The 18,245-nt window shown below is 47.1% G+C and carries 12 protein-coding genes; 7 read left to right on the plus strand and 5 right to left on the minus strand.

From position 1 onward, the window contains the following. Positions 1–32: 32 nt before the first annotated feature. Positions 33–2,903: a hybrid sensor histidine kinase/response regulator gene (locus IXB50_RS10550; RefSeq protein WP_215608928.1), complete on the plus strand. Its 2,871-nt coding sequence runs from the start codon at positions 33–35 to the stop codon at positions 2,901–2,903. A gap of 39 nt (positions 2,904–2,942) precedes the next feature. Next, positions 2,943–4,961 (plus strand): response regulator, encoded by a 2,019-nt coding sequence (locus IXB50_RS10555; protein ID WP_215608929.1) that lies wholly within the window; start codon positions 2,943–2,945, stop codon positions 4,959–4,961. Between the two features lie 37 nt (positions 4,962–4,998). On the opposite strand, the gene IXB50_RS10560 is transcribed toward IXB50_RS10555, so the two are convergent. Together IXB50_RS10560 and IXB50_RS10565 are read right to left on the minus strand one after the other, a co-directional pair. Further along, positions 4,999–7,524, minus strand: a complete 2,526-nt coding sequence (locus IXB50_RS10560) for a CHAT domain-containing protein (protein ID WP_326520769.1) — start codon at positions 7,522–7,524, stop codon at positions 4,999–5,001. Positions 7,525–7,619: 95 nt separating this feature from the next. Continuing rightward, a complete protein-coding gene (locus IXB50_RS10565) occupies positions 7,620–7,850 on the minus strand; it encodes a hypothetical protein (protein WP_215608931.1) in 231 nt (76 codons plus the stop codon). A gap of 479 nt (positions 7,851–8,329) precedes the next feature. Here IXB50_RS10565 and IXB50_RS10570 point away from each other — a divergent pair, with 479 nt between their 5' ends. The 5 genes from IXB50_RS10570 (at position 8,330) to IXB50_RS10590 (ending at position 13,884) form a co-directional block, all read left to right on the plus strand. Further along, the gene (locus IXB50_RS10570) at positions 8,330–8,965 is read left to right on the plus strand and encodes a sigma-70 family RNA polymerase sigma factor (protein WP_215608932.1); all 636 of its coding nucleotides are present in this window, start codon (positions 8,330–8,332) and stop codon (positions 8,963–8,965) included. Between the two features lie 46 nt (positions 8,966–9,011). Next, the gene (locus IXB50_RS10575; protein WP_215608933.1) at positions 9,012–9,995 is read left to right on the plus strand and encodes a DUF1822 family protein; all 984 of its coding nucleotides are present in this window, start codon (positions 9,012–9,014) and stop codon (positions 9,993–9,995) included. Between the two features lie 11 nt (positions 9,996–10,006). Further along, positions 10,007–12,364 (plus strand): CHASE2 domain-containing protein, encoded by a 2,358-nt coding sequence (locus IXB50_RS10580; RefSeq protein WP_215608934.1) that lies wholly within the window; start codon positions 10,007–10,009, stop codon positions 12,362–12,364. Positions 12,365–12,382: 18 nt separating this feature from the next. Next, complete coding sequence (locus IXB50_RS10585) at positions 12,383–13,132, plus strand: DUF928 domain-containing protein (RefSeq protein ID WP_215608935.1); 750 nt, start codon at positions 12,383–12,385, stop codon at positions 13,130–13,132. Between the two features lie 146 nt (positions 13,133–13,278). Continuing rightward, entirely contained in the window at positions 13,279–13,884 is a 606-nt protein-coding gene (locus IXB50_RS10590) for a helix-turn-helix domain-containing protein (protein WP_215608936.1), read from the plus strand. A 362-nt stretch (positions 13,885–14,246) separates the two neighbouring features. On the opposite strand, the gene IXB50_RS10595 is transcribed toward IXB50_RS10590, so the two are convergent. From IXB50_RS10595 to IXB50_RS10605, 3 genes are all read right to left on the minus strand, one after another. Beyond that, on the minus strand, positions 14,247–15,584 hold the full coding sequence (locus IXB50_RS10595) for a UDP-glucose dehydrogenase family protein (RefSeq protein WP_215608937.1): 1,338 nt from the start codon (positions 15,582–15,584) through the stop codon (positions 14,247–14,249). Next, positions 15,585–16,697, minus strand: a complete 1,113-nt coding sequence (locus tag IXB50_RS10600; protein WP_215608938.1) for an NAD-dependent epimerase/dehydratase family protein — start codon at positions 16,695–16,697, stop codon at positions 15,585–15,587. A 176-nt stretch (positions 16,698–16,873) separates the two neighbouring features. Next, the gene (locus IXB50_RS10605; protein ID WP_215608939.1) at positions 16,874–18,187 is read right to left on the minus strand and encodes an NAD(P)H-dependent oxidoreductase; all 1,314 of its coding nucleotides are present in this window, start codon (positions 18,185–18,187) and stop codon (positions 16,874–16,876) included. Between the last annotated feature and the right edge of the window lie 58 nt (positions 18,188–18,245).

Consider the following 18,245-nt stretch of genomic DNA (forward strand, 5'->3'; position numbering starts at 1 on the left):
TATATAGATACAAATTTTAGGAGGTTATTCTAGTGAATCGGGACGCTATTTTTAAAGGGGTAGGTGTAGTCACCGCTTTTCTGCTCCTTGCGTTTTTGGGAGTTAAAGGGAAGTCGGTTAATGTAAACCAATATCAAAATTATGCAGATTTAATTGCTAGCCAAGTTGAAAGCGATACAGAGGTTGAGCTAGCACTGCTTAAAGAGCGCTACACGCTTCTGCGAAATGATAAACCACTGGAAGACGCCTTAGTTGAAGAACTGAAAATTCAGGAAGAACTGGCCCAAAAAATACCTGACTTTGTTGTTGATGAGGACCGACTAAAGCTACAGAAGTTGATTAGTCGTGATGCTCAGCTGCTTGAGGAAAAAACTGAACTGGTGAATCAGTTTCAGGAAAACAATGCTGAGTTACAAAATGCTCTTGTTCAATTACCTAGCTTAGTAAATCAACTAAAGAATACCAGTGATGCGGATCTTGAGCGGCTTATAGATGATGTTTTGATCTACATCATGGCAACTGATGAGCAATTGGTGACTACGATTGAGAAAGAGCTGAATGCAGTTAAAGCCAAGCTGAATGCAGGTGAGTTTTCTCGATCAGAGGATGTATCCCAGGTGGTGCAGCTGTCTCAAACAGTTCTAGATAACAAGCCCTTTGCCGATGCTCTGCTGGATCAAGCAGTAAATTTGCCCCTGACTATTAATATTCGCGAACTGGAAGATACCTATGACCAGTCAAGTCGTGTTGCCTTTAGGCAAGCGGCCATCTATCGAAATGCAGCCTACTTAGTGGCATTAGCGTTGATTGGTGTGGTTGCCTACGGGCTAGTGGCTCGTCTACGGCAGTCCACACAGCGTACGACCAGCGTCTTGGAAAATATTACTGATGCATTTGTTGCGGTTGATCGTACCTGGAAGGTGACCTATGTAAATGCTCAGGCTGCTGAAGTTCTTAAGCGGAGTATTCAAGGGTTGTTGGAGCAAGATTTCTGGAAGATTTTTCCAGAATCTCTAGGGGCACGTTACGAACAACAATATCGTCGTGCTATGGCTGAGCAAACGGTGGTCAGTTTTGAAACTTACTATGCTCCGACCCAACGATGGTTGCAGGTGCGGGGGTATCCTGGTCGTGATGGTTTATCCCTGTTTTTGCAAGATGTGACAGAGCGAAAGCAGGCTGAGGAACAGCTGATGGAGCTTAATCGCGACCTGGATAGTCGTGTGCAAGATCGTACAACTAAGCTGATGAAAGCCATGGAAGAGGCTGAAGAGGCACGGGTCAAGGCCGAAGATGCCAACCGCTCTAAGAGTGAGTTTCTAGCCAACATGAGTCATGAGCTGCGAACCCCTCTGAATGCCATCATTGGCTACAGTGAGATGCTAGAAGAAGAAGCCACTGACCTGGGTGAAGATGATTTTGTGCCTGATTTGCAAAAAATCCAAGGTGCAGGCAAACATTTGTTGGGCTTAATTAACTCGGTTCTTGACCTGTCTAAAATTGAAGCTGGTCGGATGGAGTTGTTTTTGGAAGACTTTTCAATCCGAGAGATGGTGGAAGATATCTCTGGTACGATTGTTCCTGTTGCTCATAAAAATAATAACCATCTGTCAATTTTCTGTCCCCATGATGTTGGTGACCTTCGAGCCGATCAAACAAAGTTGCGCCAAAGTCTGTTTAATTTGTTGAGCAATGCTTGTAAGTTTACTCAAGGTGGAGACATTACCCTAACGGTTGAGCAGATCTCGACAGTTGATAATGCTATCTACGATGGACCCTGGTTCCGTTTCATTGTTAATGATACGGGGATTGGTATGAAGGATGATCAGATAGAAAAGATTTTTGATGCCTTTACCCAAGCAGATGCATCGACTACCCGTAAATATGGGGGGACAGGATTAGGGTTGGCAATCACCAAACAGTTTATCAATATGATGGGGGGGGATATTAAAGTGGAAAGCGCCCATGGACAGGGCACCACATTTTCGCTGGTGATCCCACAAATGGTACAGCCTAGTAACCCGAAAGGTAAGCCATTTTTTGCCCCTGCTTTGTCGTCTGAAGGTGAATCGAGGACAATCCCCTCTCCCCTAACTGGTCAGTCATCAAATCAAACGATTTTAGTTATAGATGATGATGAAGATGCTCGTGAAATCCTGCGTCGTTCTCTTGATGAGGCTGGTTATAACGTGGTTTGTGCTGCCAGTGGTGAACAGGGACTAGCTTTAGCGAGTGAACTGTTACCAGATGCGATTACGTTGGATGTAATGATGCCGCAAATGGATGGCTGGTCAGTTTTAAGACAACTCAAAGAAACACCTGTTGTTGCGGAAATACCGGTTATCTTGCTGTCTATTGTAGACGATCGTCCAATGGGGCATAGTTTAGGGGCTGCTGACTATCTGACTAAGCCAATTGATCGCAGTCGTTTACTCAGTGTTTTAGAAACTCACCTCTCAGGGCGAATGTCTCCCACTATTTTGGTGGTGGAAGATGATGTCAATGCACGGGAGATTATGGGGCGATTTTTGCAACGACAAGATTGGACAGTTGAACTGGCCTCTAATGGACGTGAGGCGTTGCAGTATCTGGATGAAAATCTACCTGATCTGATTGTGTTGGATTTAATGATGCCTGAGATGGATGGGTTTGAGTTTATCCAAGTGCTGCGACAAAATTCCGACTGGCAGGATATTCCGGTTATTGTGTTGACGGCAAAGGCGTTGACGGCTAGCGATCAGCAACAGTTAGAAGGTGTGGCTCGGGTGTATCAAAAGGCTGATCTTAATCGTCAGGAGCTGATTAATGAGCTGCAGACGATGGTATCGGCAAAGGCGGGCTCGATGCCTAGTACAACAGATTCAGTCTCTAGCACCGATACGGTGTCTAGTGCATCTGATTAACCCGGTAGTAGTTGTAGGCTGAGGTTAATTAAGGGGATTATGGCAAGAATCTTATTAGTTGAAGATAACGAGCTCAATCGGGATATGCTAAGTCGACGCCTTCGTCGTCGTGGATATGAGTTGTCGATTGCTGTGGATGGTGCAGAAGCGATTGCGATCGCATCGGCTCAATCATTTGATCTAATTCTCATGGACATGAGTTTGCCCGTAATTGATGGTTGGGAGGCGACGCGACGGCTCAAAGCCCAGCCTCATACACAGGCTGTGCCGATTATTGCATTGACTGCCCATGCCATGCGAGGGGATCGAGATCAAGCATTGGCAGCAGGCTGTGATGATTATGATACTAAGCCAATCGATCTAAAACGGTTGCTGGGTAAAATGAAGGCGTTCTTGTCGTCTGAGCCATTAGTCTCCGACAGACCAAAAGCCTCGGCCACCTCTGAAACTGCGGCTGCACCCGTTATTCCGATTACGCCAGACACGCCACTTGTGTCGCCAGCAGCCTCGGTTACACCGATTACTGCTTCTGCGGCTTCCGTCACTCCCCTCACTCCAGCCGAATCGGCTCTCTCGATGCCCACAGAATCTGCAGTAACTCCGATTGCTTCGGCTCCTGCGGAGGCTTCAGTGACCCCAATTAATGCGGTGACGCCTATTGCCGCAAATGTTACAGACACTCCAGCCTCCGCAGCTGCTGAGAAAACTCGTAACATCTTTGGTGGGTTGCCTATTCTTGTGGTGGATGACAATGAAGACAATCGCGACATGCTCAGTCGTCGTCTAAACCGTCGTGGTTACCAATCTGTGGTTGTCGATAGTGGTGAGGCTGCCCTGGACTACATTCAAGCTCATCAAGATGTCGCCCTGGTCTTGTTGGATATTATGATGCCGGGTATTGATGGTATTGAGACGCTAAAGCGTATTCGTCAAACCTATTCTCGTAATCAGTTGCCGGTATTGATGGTGACGGCGAAGGCTCAAAGTGACGATATGGTGAGAGCGTTTGAGCTGGGGGCCAATGACTATATAACTAAGCCTATCGATTTTGCAGTAACGCTGGCTCGGGTGGAAACTCAGCTAGCTATTGTGAAAGCGACAAAACAGCCCGCTGAGCCCGCTGATTCTGGTCGTCCCATGGACCAGCCTAAGCAAACACTTCTTGCTCAACCGGGAGCACAGTCAGCGGCTGCCAATATTTCACTTGTGCCTAAAACGTCCTTTTCTCGATTTGCGGCGGAGCGGTATCAGGTGCAATATTTTTTGCGTCAAGAACCGTTGGGACCGATATCGATTGCTCTAGATAAACAAACAGATTCTTTGGTATTGTTGCAGACCCTAAAGGCATATTCCCAAGATACCGCTGAGATGTTGAAGCGGGTTATGGAAAAAGAAACAGAGAAGTTTCAATCCTTACGCTCCTTATTCCCAGGATATACCTATGGCCAGGTGGATAATACGTTCTATGTTGTCCATGGGTTAGGAGAGACGTTTAATCAAGACCAGCTACTCCAGGCAAAACTACAAACCCCTTGGCCACTGGAGTCAGTACTCTTGTTGATGGACCGTCTGTTGGAGCAGGTGGGTATATTTCATCGACACAAGCAGGTTCATGCTGGGTTAAGGGATGATGCCTTTATTCAGACCAGTAGTCGAGAAAATCATGGCCAATCGATGATTTTAGTTGATAGTGGCCTCGGTAAACGGGCTATGATTGGCGTCAGTCAGCAATCGGCTGAATATCGTAAGCAGTTGCTGATGCAGCGGGATTATCAGCCTCTAGAACAGCGCATCGGTCGTCCGGCCATGAGTAGTGATGTATATGCTCTGGGGCTAATTGGTCTGCAAGCGCTTACGGGACAGTCCATAGACCAGCTGACTTTACCTACCGTCAGTGGTGATTTACAGTGGCGTCAGTTTGCTTCTATTCCAGAACCTATAGAAGACTGGTTTGATAAGCTGATTCAACAAAATCAGACTAAGCGTTTTGAGCATGCAATGGCTGCACGCACAGCACTGCGTCCCCATTTGCAGCCCTATTTGGCGGAGCCTGGTTAATGTGGGTTAATCTCTAAATCAATAACGTCTGGATTTCCTATAGGCCATTGCCAATGAGAACAAATGGAGCCCAGTAATAGGGTTCGTCTTGGCCATTATTTATGAGGTGAAGCTGAGCTTTTTGCAGGGCTTCTACTTTGGTTTTGCCTGCTGCTAACTCAGTATAAAACTGTTGCATGAGCTGGGATGTAGACCGATCATCCACCCACCAAAGGGACGCTAATGCCGATCGCGCATCTGTACGCTGTACTTGAAAGCCCATACCGAGAATTTCCAGGCCGTCTTCAATGTGACTGATACCGGTTTGACAGGCACTTAGGACCACCAAGTCAACATTGGGGAGTGACCAATGGCGTAGCTCTTTGAGGGTAATGGTGTCCCCATCCCCTAGCAGGATAAATGAATCCTCTGGCTGGCCTGGTACAAAGGCGGCATGGGTGGCTAAATGGACGATATTCTGACCATTGAGCTGGGTTTTCAGGTTGTTACGGCTAAAGTCTGCATCTAGCAAAACTTGGGTGGCGGGTAGTTTTTCTTCTAGGAAAGACACTTCTAGGCCAGCATAGGTGAGGCCATTAAAGTTGGTGGCTTTCTGATCAATTATAGTTTCAAAAGTTTGACCCGCATCGGCAAATGCCCCTGCCAAGATATCTAAGGGGCGACTGGGCAATTGGGTCAGGTCACCCACATCACTGGCGGTGAGATTGTGGGACGTATATTGTTCGGCTAGCCACTCTTGTTGGTTGCTGTCGTAAAGTACCGAGAGCGGTATGTAGTGGAGCACACTGTCGGGAATATAGATAATATTTTCAATGCCTAATGTGACTAGTTCTTGCTGGAATGGGCGGATGATGGCGTCATAGAGAGGTCCGGCAATGTCTTTGACGTCACTGCTGGGGTCTGCTAAATAATTGCGCAGGTCATTGACCTGGTTTGTCAGGGTGGTTTTATCGATGGATGTTGTTTTGTGAATCGGTTTTCCTACTTGGGGGACTAACAGCAGCTCTAGTCGATCCTTTAGGACCAAGGGGTAGAGTACGGCTGATTTATGGGGTAAGGTTTGTAGATTGCTTTGGAGTTGCTGCATGGACTTTGGTTGCAGCTGCGAACTGTCTGAACGCTCAAGCCTATCTAAGGCTGTTGTAACCTCAGGGATTTTCAGAAATTCTTCCAGCCCCATAACGGGGGTGGTATCTGATTGCCCCTCTATTAGTCGCCTGCGATGCTGATCGAGAAGGCTTTGTTCAGGCTCCAGATACGGTATTTTATCGATTATCTGAGGTTGTTCTGCCCGGACGTCGTGGAGATAGTCTTCTAGCTCTTGAATTTTGAGTAAATCCAAAACCTGCTGAGCCTCAAAAACCCGGTCTTGCTCTAACAGCAGGGCGGCTAGTTTTCGATAGCTGTCGGCAACGGTTTCGGTATAGCGTCGCTGAGTTTCCAAGGGCAGCGATCGCAAACCAGCTCGAACCAGCTCAATTTCATTGATGGCTTGTTTGTAGAGTGCGATCGCAAGCGTGATTTCATTGGCAGATGCCAACGTTTTAGCTACATTTAGCAAACTAATTAGCTGACGATACCGATACTCGCTTTGTCCTGCCAACCTCAGGGCCTGATGATATCGTATCCAGGCTTTGGTAGGCTCCTGATCAATAGTGTGAGCCTCGCCCAAGCTATCGAGTAAATCAATCCGCTCAGCAATTCCTGCGGGTGTCTTGGAAACCAGTGCTAGCCCTTGTTCCAGATGAGAAATAGCCATTGGTATATCTCCCACCTGGATATGGAGATAACCCATATTGTTGAGAGTGCGACTCAGTACAACCGAAGAACTAGACGCCCGTTGTCCATAGTCTAAAGCAGTTTGATAAAGGTCTAAGGCTGGCTCATATCGTTTCTGCAAAAAGGCAATCCATCCAAGCAGGTTATAAATTTGGCCAATGGTTTCAGCCTCACCAGGGTGATTGCTAATGTTTAAATTTGAATATAAGGTCCTATTGGCTTCCGAATACTGTCCCAACCATGTTTGTACGATGGCTGTTGACATGAGAGAAATCTGTCGATTGTGGGAGCAACCTAATCGGTCAAAAATACTAGCTGCTTGTTCGTAGTTATTGGCAGCATCTACAAAACTACCAAGATCTTCTTGAATTTGGCCTAGATTCTGTTGTGCGATCCCCATTTCCAAATGAATCTGTTCAGATTCTGTCAGTGCTTCAATTGCTTGTTCAAGCACTGGAGTTGCTTCATCGGAACGACCCAACTGGTACAGAGCATAGGCTAAGGCTAATCTTACTTGGCTTTGGAATTGTGAGTGTTGTCCAGTATTTTCCAAGCGGTCAAGAACTGATTCATACTGCTGGACAGCATGGTCAAACTGCTGGTTAGACAAATAATGTCTGCCGTTATTGAAAATGCTTTCAACATATGCAGGAAGATTGTCTGGCAAAACGAGTTTACAAGCCGAGGACTCCTGGGCAATTACCGATTGCCCACTCAAGAGACCGAAAAGACACGCTACAAAAACAGCGATATGTGAATCTTTAAATTTCATTGCACACAGCATTGTGGCGATTCCTGTAGCGATCCTTGTCAAACCGCTTAAAACTCAATAGTAGGAAGTAAAAGCTATGGTTGACCCTCACTTCCTATGGTTGATGGCTAATACTGTGGAGGAATTGGGTTAGGAGAAGGACCAGGACCTGTAGGAATCACGGCAGGTCTGAGTAACCGTTGGGCGATGGTCAAAACATTTAAGGATGTACAGTTTTCCAGATGTTGACGAATGCGAGTTGCTTTATCGTTGGGTTCGATATCAAAAGGGACAATCACATTGCCCTCACTGATATCAACCGTGCTTAACGTTCGATTTTGCTCAAGTGTACGGTTCACTTTAAATGCTCCCTATACAAAATTTGTGTATCCCATGCACAAGCGCGACTCGATCTGATCCTTTGGACTCTATCGGTGAGGACAATTTCGAGCTTTGAAATCATTGGATTGGCCAATGTGACTCGCCAATGTCTAAATTTAGAACATTGACTCGATGTCTGTATTCTGGCCTATGGGTTGACTACTGCCAGTACCCCATGGGGTACTGTTGGTATCAATTTTGCTGTGTATAGTCGTTACTTTACCTAGGGCGACTTGATTTCAGAGGAGGAGGACATTTTTTGAATGAATATCCATCTGGCCCAGCTGTGGCGCTTTCTGGCTTTAATCTGATGCAGGATCTTGTATTTTTGTGAACCATTCCGGATGGTTGCAGAATCTTTGCTTTGTGAGCTGATGAGTTACTAGCCGTATAAATTTATATAGATGGGAAGACGCTAATGCGGACAGTTCTCAGACGGAGTAACCCAGGGCTATCAATGAATAACTCCCCAGATGAATTACGTCGGTTGGCTTGTGAAGCATGTTGCCACTGTCTTGGCAGTGTAGAGCGACAGCGATATCTAACCCAGTTGATTCGGTTAGTAAAACCACGGCTTTGGCATGACAATAGCCCGTGTTATCAAGATGCCTTACAGCAGACATGGATTTATCTTTGTCAAAACCTGTGTGAGGGCAAAACCGCCAAGCCTTACGATCCCGATGTAGCCAGTGTGGTGACTTGGCTCAATGTCTATCTGAAGTTTCGTCTTTTGGACTTTGAACAGGCTGCCCAGGCTGCTCGTGCTCGCTGTATCTCTACCTACAACGATGAGGGGGGGACCACCGACATCGTTGAAACGCTGCCTGCTAAACCGGAGATTCCACCCATTCTGGAGAAGGTTCAGGATTGGTTAGAACAAAATGCCAGTGAACTTCGCCAGATTCACATTGCTAATCATCCGGAAATTAACTGCTATGAGATGATTCTCAGGCGACTGCCGCCAGAAACATCCTGGCAAACTTTAGAAGATGAGTTTGGTGTTTCCTTCAAAACTCTCGAAAGCTTTTATCGTCGTCAATGCAAGTCCCGTTTAAGAGAGTTTGGGCGAGCTGAAGGCCATTTAAGTTCTTAATTGTTCTTTTTATCACCGCTGTCACAGCATACTGGAGAATCTTTCGATGAATCACTCGCAACAGGCTACTGAGGTGGCTAGGCTGATCTGGCCCATCACACAACAAGGCAAGATAATTGCTCAGCAGTTCTCTCGTGATCATGTTCATCCGGCTATTGCTGAACGGGTGCGACGGAATACGCTGGCAGTTTGGGTGATTCATGAGTTTTTAGATGCTCTTGGGATCCCGACCGAGCCCTCCACCAGCGATAGCTGGAATCCGGTGATGCAATTGACCGAAGATGTGGCTGATTTGGTGGTTTCTGGGGTAGGGCGCTTGGAGTGTCGTCCAGTATCTGTTGATATAGATCATTGTCTAGTGCCGTCAGAGGCGTTGACAGAGCGCATTGGTTACATAGCCGTAGCGTTAGACGAAGTCGTTGGGGAAGCCTCTCTCTTAGGTTTTGTGACCGAGATATCTCCGACCCATCCTCAGCTAATCTTGGATCGGCTACAGTCGATGGATGATTTCCCTGCCCATCTCCATCAAATTCGCGAGGTTTTGGTGGACCAAGAGTCTGCTCAAGAGCCTTCTCAATTAACTAGACTGAGTCATTGGCTAGAAGGGCATTTTGAAAGTGGCTGGCAGTCTGCGGAGGAGCTGCTTGCACAGTATCTATGGACGCCGGCCTTTAGGCAGGGAGGAGCGCAGACTCAGCGAGAGGCACCGATGCAAATTAAGCGGGCCAAGCAATTGGACCTGGGGCTAAAACTGGGGGCAGAGCAGGTTGCCTTGGTGCTCGAAGTAGAACAAGAAAGTGAATCGTTTGTAAATATAGGCGTGCGACTATATCCCTTGGGGGGACTTGCCTATCTACCTGAAGGTCTCACGGTAACAATTTTGGATGAAGCGGATACAGTGTGTTTGACAGCTCAATCGCGTAGTGTAGACAACTATCTTCAGCTTTATTTCCGAGGACATCCTGGCGAACCCTTCACAGCCCAGGTCACCTTAGGAGATGTGCATATCGTGGAGCATTTCATCATCTAATGGACGGTGCTATGCAAAGAAATTTGGGCAAGCTTGTGGTGCTCAAACTGGGACCAGGAAGCTTTCAGCAAGGATTTTCGGTGACTTTGCAGATTGGTTTAGAGGGAGAGCGACCGACCTTAGAGCTGCCTGGTTTGTTACCTCCAGTTTCAGATTTGCCAGGCCTGTATCAGCAGTGGCAGATGGCCTACCGTCAGCTGCGGCTACCCAGTCGCCTAGAAGCTCAACCGGATATGGTGACCAATGTATCTTGGGTGGGGGACTGTCATGACAGTGCTGAGAGGCTCTGCGATCGCATCAATACCTGGCTTAGCCATCCCATCTTTCAACCTATTTCCAATAAGCTGCTTGAGCAGCTGAGTCCCACAGACATTATTCGGGTGGTACTCCAAACCGAAGATCCAATATTGCGACGCCTGCCCTGGCATCAGTGGGACTTTTTTCAGCGTTATCCTCAGGCTGAACTGGCCCTTAGTGCCCCTTTTTATCAGCAGGTAAACGCTCCCCAGACGTTGAGTCAAACGGTCAGGATTTTAGCAATTTTAGGAGATGCTACTGGATTGGATCTGGAAACGGATCGAACCTTGTTGCAAAATCTCCCTGGAGTGGATTTATCTCTTTTGATTGGCCCAGATCGAGCGACGCTTAATCACTATTTATGGGATCAGCAAGGCTGGGATATTTTGTTTTTTGCCGGTCACAGTGGTGGCAACGTCGGAAAAATTAGCTTAAATTCCCAAGAGAGTTTGACCATTTCTGAGCTGAAGTATGCCTTGACTAAGGCTGTGCAGCAAGGTCTGGCGATTGCTCTTTTCAATTCCTGCGATGGTCTGGGCTTAGCTGAGGATTTAGCCGATTTACATATTCCACAAATCTTGGTGATGCGAGAGCCTATTCCGGACCGAGTGGCCCATCAGTTTCTTAAGGGTTTTCTGGAGAGTTTTTCACGCAATACCCCTTTGTATCTATCTGTGCGGGAGGCCCGTGAGCGATTACAGGGGGTAGAGGGTGAGTTTCCCTGTGCCACTTGGTTGCCTATCCTGTGTCAAAACTTGGCCCAGCAGCCTCCCACCTGGCAAGGGTTGCTGGGCACCCAGCAGATGGGGGAGGCTATAGACTCGGTACATCGTCCCTGGATAGCAGCTGTGGGATTGGGGGTGGCCATGACAGCGGTGACCCTAAGCTTACGATTTCTCGGGGGATTTCAATCTCTTGAGCTGGCGGCCTATGATCGTTTTTTGCGTTGGTGGCCCTGGTTTGAAACTCCTGATGCCCGTCTTGTCGTGATTAAAAATACTGAAGACGACATCAAACAGCAAGGTCTGGATCGGAACTCAGAGTTTTCCATTACAGATGACACGCTACTGGCTGTTTTGAAAAAGCTCGAATTGTTTCAACCTAGAGTGATTGGCATTGACATCTATCATGAACATGGGCTTGATCCTGCCTTGCCCGAGCTCAAAGAACGATTAGAAAGCATGCCGAATGTAGTCTCTTTATGTAAGCATCCCTCGGATGCTGCAGAAATGGGAGGTGTTGCGCCACCACCTCAGGTGAGATTTGGCAACAAGTTGGGGTTTAGTGACTTTCTCGAAGATACAGATAGTACTACCCGGCGGTTATTAATCACAATCGATCGTCCCCCAGAGTCCCCTTGTCCAGCTGATTATAGTTTTGCCACCCTCATTGCGGGCCAATACTTGAGTCTAATGGGGGCAAGTGACAATCTAGACGATGTGTTTTGGCAAGATACCCATGATCAGTTTCAACTGCGACAGGTGAGAATTCCTCCCCTCAATCGACGTTCAGGCGGGTATAAATTGGCGAGTGCTGACGGGTATCAACAGCTAGTACGCTATCGCCATTTACCCAATCTGGAAAAGATTGCTGATACCTATGATTTATCTGAGGTGTTAAGTGATGACTTTGAGGGCATAGAATTGCGCGATCGCATCGTTCTCTTAGGGACCACATCCCTATCCTTTGGCGGGGGGGACATTGAGGAGCGTGATTTTTGGAAAACCCCTTACACCAACAGCGAACGTCTGGAAGACATGACTCCAGGGGTTTTTATTCAGGCTCATATGGTTAGCCAATTGGTGAGTGCGGTTGAGGACGGTCGTCCTTTGATTAGCACCTGGAATGAATGGATCGAAATTTGCTGGATTACCCTTTGGGGCATAGCTGGCGGTGCCATGGGTTGGCGGCTATCGACAGGACGTCTTGGCCTAGTGCTGCTGACGGCAGAAATTGGTCTGCTATTGGTGTGTTGGAGTCTGCTGGCGTTACCGGCACTCTGGGTGCCCTATGTACCTGCTGCCATTCTAATGTCAGGGACAGCCATTACTGTTAGTCGATACAGGGATTAAGTATAGGAATTAAAAATAATGAAGTGCATCTACGTTTCCACATACCTTTCTCTATCCATCACCATGGGCTGGGGCATTAGTTCGCCAAGTCAGGCCCAGATACCCTCTGCTGACATAATTCAACTGGCCGGTCGCCCTAGCAACGTGGGGCATCCGCGTGAGGGGACACGCCGAGGTGGAGGGAGTCGCGGTGGTGTGTGTGATTTACCGGCAAATGTGCCATCCTTAACGGCGCTAATGCCCGATACAAGTACCTGGGTTGAGGACGTTACCGACGAGGCTACAGAAGTCGTTTTTAGTTTTACAAATAGAGCGATGCCCGATGTCTGGTTTTATCTGCCCTACAGTCTGGTGGCAAGTAGTCGTGTAGCGTTTACGCTCAAAGATACCTCTGGAGATACTCTCAGGCGGACGCAGCTAGATACAACCGGTGAAATGCCGACAAGGCCTAGTATTATACGTGTTTCGTTAGCTGAGCTAGATCTGTCCTTGTCTCCCGCAACAGATTATCACTGGTATCTGACCGTATATTGTGAGTCTGGACCACCTATTTCCGTGGACGGTTGGATCAACTATCAACCGGACAATAGTCTGGAGCAGTCTCGTGGACAATTTTTAGTGGATACGCTGTCTGTGTTAGCTGACCATCAATTTTCCAGTCCTGATAATGATGTAACTCAACCCGCTTGGCGTGAACTTTTGGAGTCCATTGGTTTGGAGGATATCACTGATGCCCCGTTGGTGAATTGTTGTAGTTTTGTTGAGTAATTTCAGAACGAATGCAGAATTCATGATGGGAGTCCTGATAAGTACCTAGAACCTAGGATGCCGTTCCTGAATATAGATCACTAACGGCCTGAGGTATCCCCCTCTTATTCCCTGAGTTCTGGTTAATTGAGTTCAGGATGCCCATCATGAATAGCTCCTTTAATTTACAGCCCTTTGAGAATGAGTCTGTTATTAGCTCTCTTTTACAAACAGCCCTTGACAGCTTGGTAGATGGTCTTTTGATTGTTGCTGCCAGTGGTCGTGTACTACAGGCCAATACTATGGCTACTCAGGTTTGTCATTCCCTAGCCCCATTGGATGAATCTGGATGTGGCTTATCCCAGATTCCCAAGGTGCTTTGGACCCTATGCCATCCGGTTTTTAAGAATATTGCCAGTGGGATTGAAACTCACCTGGGCCTGGAAATGGATATTACTGATGCTCAACATCAGCCGATTCGTGTACGGATTCAGCCGTTGAACCTGAAGGTGCAGCAGGAAGACTGTCTGATGCTAATTTTAGAAGATCGTCAACAGGCTCATCGACGACGAGCTATGGCTGATGGTAAGCGCTATGGCCTCACACCGCGTGAGGTGGATGTATGGGAGTTACGCCTACGGAATTTATCCTATGAGGCTATTTCTAATACTTTGTTTATCACTGAGAATACCGTCAAGAAGCATGTGAAGAGTATTCTTGCTAAGCGACGTGTTTTCGGTGATGAAGGATATGGTGGTGCGATCGCAAGTTAGTCATATCATGAACTCTGATAAGTCGTCCTTAGATAGGGACGACTTATCAGAGTCTAGGCCTTAAAGACCAGCCCTTTCAAGGTGTACTAGCAATGAGCTTTATATTTGGACAAAACCATTATTGCTCATGGATTAGGACCAAACTTTGCCATCTAGCCCGCTAGTTTAGATGTACTAAATTCAGGAGAATTCAGGCAGTTTAAGACTATTTCAGGAAAAATATCCTAAACAAATCAGCTATTGCTATCAGGAAGTTTTGATTTGTAGATAATACTTTTCTAGCTCTGAAAAGCTAAATTTCTTAAATAGAAAGGCTTTTCAGAATTATTAAAAGTATTCATTTGACCTTTACAGGGCTGGCCTTAAAGACCTATGCCATCGTATTTAGCCAATTCCTGTTTATCCAGCATCCGTCTGCCATCAATGACAACAGGGGCGTTGTTCAGGGCTTTAAGCAGATCTGGGAGAGCATTAAACTCAGACCACCGGGTCATGATCAAGATCGCCTGAGCATCTTTGATTGCAGTCTCTAGGGAGTCGGCATACGCAACTTTTCCAGCATCAAAGATCTTTTCAGCCTCATGTTGAGCAATGGGATCATAAGCTTGTACCACAGCTCCCTTGGCCAGTAGTTCGTTGATCACTGGAATAGCAGGTGATTCCCGCATGTCATCGGTGCCAGGCTTGAAGGCCAACCCTAGAATAGCAATGCGAACATTGGCTAAATCAGCCACATACTTTTGAAGTAATGTGAGCATTTTGTAAGGCTGATCGGCATTGACCTTTAAAACAGCCCCCAACAAAGGCATGGGGGATAACCGCTGCTCTCCAAATGCTTTTAGGGCTTTGACATCCTTGGGAAAACAGCTACCACCAAAACCACAGCCTGCACCTAGATAGGTGGTGAAACTGGGGATAATGCGCTCACCTGTTTCCAAAATGGGTGTTAGACGTTTGTCAAGGTGAACGCCCTTCATGACTTCGACCACATCTATGCTGCCAGTTGCCGCACATAGATTACCGATTTCATTGGAAAAGGAAATCATCGTAGCTAACAAAGAATTAGCCGTGTACTTGATCATCTCTGCCGTTTTGCAGTTAGTGGTGAGCTGATCCACCTCAGGGAAGACGGCATACAGTTCTTCCATCACGGCCAGCGTTTTCTGATCAATGCCACCGAGCACAATTCGGTCAGGATTCATAAAGTCAACGATGGCTTCCCCTTCCTTCAGGAATTCAGGGTTCATGCCGATGCCAAAGGCCTCACCAGCTTTTTTGCCAGACGCTTCCTCGACGATGGGTAGGACAACCTCATCAGAAGTCCCTGGGACAACGGTACTTTTGACCACGACAACATGGTAGTCATCCTTATCTTTGAGTACCTCGCCAATTTGTCGCGCTACGGTTTTGATGAATCGGAGATCGATCTCCTGGCCATCAAAGGGCGTACCTACCGCAATCAGAGACACCTGAGAATCCATTACCGCCTGACGCAAATCAGTGGTTGCCTGAAGATTGGTTTTAATATTCTTTTTTAGCAACTCTTCCAGCCCATCTTCGTAAATGGGGGGGATTCCCTGGTTGATCTGATCAACCTTAGCCTGGTCAATATCAACACAGGTCACTTGATGCCCTTTCTCTGCCAAACATACGCCAGAGACCAGGCCAACATAGCCGGTTCCAACAATAGAAACTTTCATTTATGCATCCTCCGCCTGAGAATTATCTTTGTACCAAACCAACGCTCGACGTAACCCATCTTCAACAGAAATTGAGGGGTTATAACCGATCTGAGTCCGTGCCTTTTCGATGATGGGACAGCGTCGATTAGGGTTGTCCACCAGGTAGTCCTTATCTTCGCTGACTTGCTTGACGACCTTGCCCTGGTAGCCAAATAGTTCTTTGGCACCTTCAACAACGCGATCAGCCAGGTTTGCCATGGAGATTTCTGGCTTTTCAATGCCAATGTTGTAAGATTCTCCAGACTGGCCATTGGTCAGAATTTTGTAGTAGCCCACAATCGCGTCTGCGATGTAACAGAAGGTGCGAGTGGGGGAGCCATCGGACAGCATAACAATGTCTCTGCCAGCTAAGACATCACGGACAAAGTCTGGCAGGACTCGACGATCGGTAATCTTTAGTCCTGGACCATAGTTATTGAATGGTCTGGCAATCTTGATGGGCAGGTCATACTGTTCGGCAAAGTTGACGCACAGGGTTTCGCCATATCGTTTTGATTCGTCGTAGCAGGCACGGGGACCGGTACAGGAGACGTTGCCGCGATAGGTTTCAGGAGTTGGAATATTTTCAGGAGTTGGATCACCATAAATCTCACTAGTGGAATAGAATAAGAAACCTTCTACGGGAGTGCCCTTCTCTTTTTGAGAACGGCAGTATTCTAACAAGCTGCGTAAGCCATTGACATTCGCATCCATTGTTTCAATGGGATACTTCCTGTAAAAGATTGGGGATGCAATGGATGCGGCGTGAATAATGTACTGAAAATCACCCATGTTGTCAGGCAAGGGATGGGTGATGTCATGCTTTTGTAGCGTGAGATTAGGGTTGCCTTCCAGAGCAGTCAACCAGTCAGGAATGCCACGAATATAGTTGTCGTAGACTGTGAGGTCAATGATTTTATCAGCGGATACCTTGGTATTCCAGTGCAAAATCGACTGGACTAGGTAATAGCCGAGGAAACCTGCACCACCAATAATTAAAAGTCTCTTGCCAGCAATACAGGAAAATTCTTCTTGTAGGTTGCCACAAATATAATCGAGATCAATTTGAATAACGTCTTGGGCCGTTTTCATAAATTTTAAGCTCTAGAGTTTAGGGAAAGTTTGGGATTCCAATCTGATCAGGAAAACCATATTTAAGCCATTGTCCGATCGGGCAATGGGGGAGAAAGATGTACCCTGACAACAGTTAGACGAGAGATAAAGGCTGTTAACCCTCCTTCTAACTTTTTCCTAAGATGATCATGTGCTTATTTCACACCTGCAAGAGTTCTCTTTGGTGCAAAATAAGCATCTTGTTCTGCCCGGAGCTTGTGGGCAAGACGATCACCAGGTAATTCTACATCGTCATAGGTGAGGGCTCGATCCTTGGGCACATCATTCTTTAGCTTGCAACCTTCAGCCAAACCCATAGGTAAGAGGTTTTCAGCTTGCACGATGTCACAGTTCTCACACATGCCGTAGGTCATGTAGTAGCCCAGACCGTCTAAGGTTTCTCCAGCCTTTAGATCAATCTTGGCAACAGCTACAACATCAACGACCTGGGGGCCAATGGGGGCAATTACCACATCGTTAAATAGGGCTACCCGAGCTGCGGATAGGGGCACTTCAAATACGGTCAGATGGTAGGGAACATAGAAGCTATAAAGCGGGCCTTCTCCCAACTTTCCATAGTTTAGGTAGTGGGCCTGATGAGCATCATTGCGGGCGGCATAGACAAACACACCAGGACTAGGTTGAGAGCCGACAACGTAATCGACAATGCCACCTAGTTCCTTCATTTGGTCAATGTCATAGAGATCGACCATGTCATCCACATGTTTTTTGCTTTCGTAGCCCAACATGCCTCGCTGAGCAACTTTCATCCCTGTTGCATTGGCAACAATGGCTTGCTCAAAGGAGATTTTTGTACCATCAGCAAAACTCGTAACCATGTGGGGTGTTTGTCCCCATTTTTTAGCAAAGCTGGCCTGGGTTGTGGGGTTACGATACCGATCCTGTAGGCCTTTGATATTGCCGCACAGTAGGGGCTGTAAACCAATAGTTTTGACAAAGCGATAGAGGTTTAACTGGACACCCGGTTGGTCACCGTCGCAGCCAGTCAGAATCACACCAGCTTGATCGGCTTTTACCTTAAGGATGGGGCCAACTGTGCCATCGAGTTCTGCATTCATCAGCACCATGTGCTTTTTGTGCTTGATGGCATCAATGGTAACTTGGGCTCCGTATTCTACATGGCCTGTGGCCTCGATGAGCACATCGATGTTGTCGGCCTGGCAGAGGAGAGATGGGTCCGACGTGACGGCATACTTGCCATCGGCAATGGATTGATTTAAATCGGTGAGGGAGCTGACTTCTTTAGCATCTGTAATGCCAGCTGCACCATAGGCGTCCAACCCATTGTTAGCCGTACGATTGGCAATGGCAACTAATTCCATTCCTGGCATGTAGTTGGCAATTTGGTTGGCAATCCCACGACCCATAAACCCCGCGCCAATCATTCCCACGCGGACCGGATTACCTGCTTCATGGCGTGCTTTTAGGGCATCGTCAACAATAATCATAAAGATATCTCCCAATACAATAATTTAACTGTTGTCAGTAATTTGACTGTCTAAATTT

It is taken from the genome of Leptothoe spongobia TAU-MAC 1115 (assembly GCF_018739885.1).
GTDB lineage: Bacteria > Cyanobacteriota > Cyanobacteriia > Phormidesmidales > Phormidesmidaceae > Leptothoe > Leptothoe spongobia.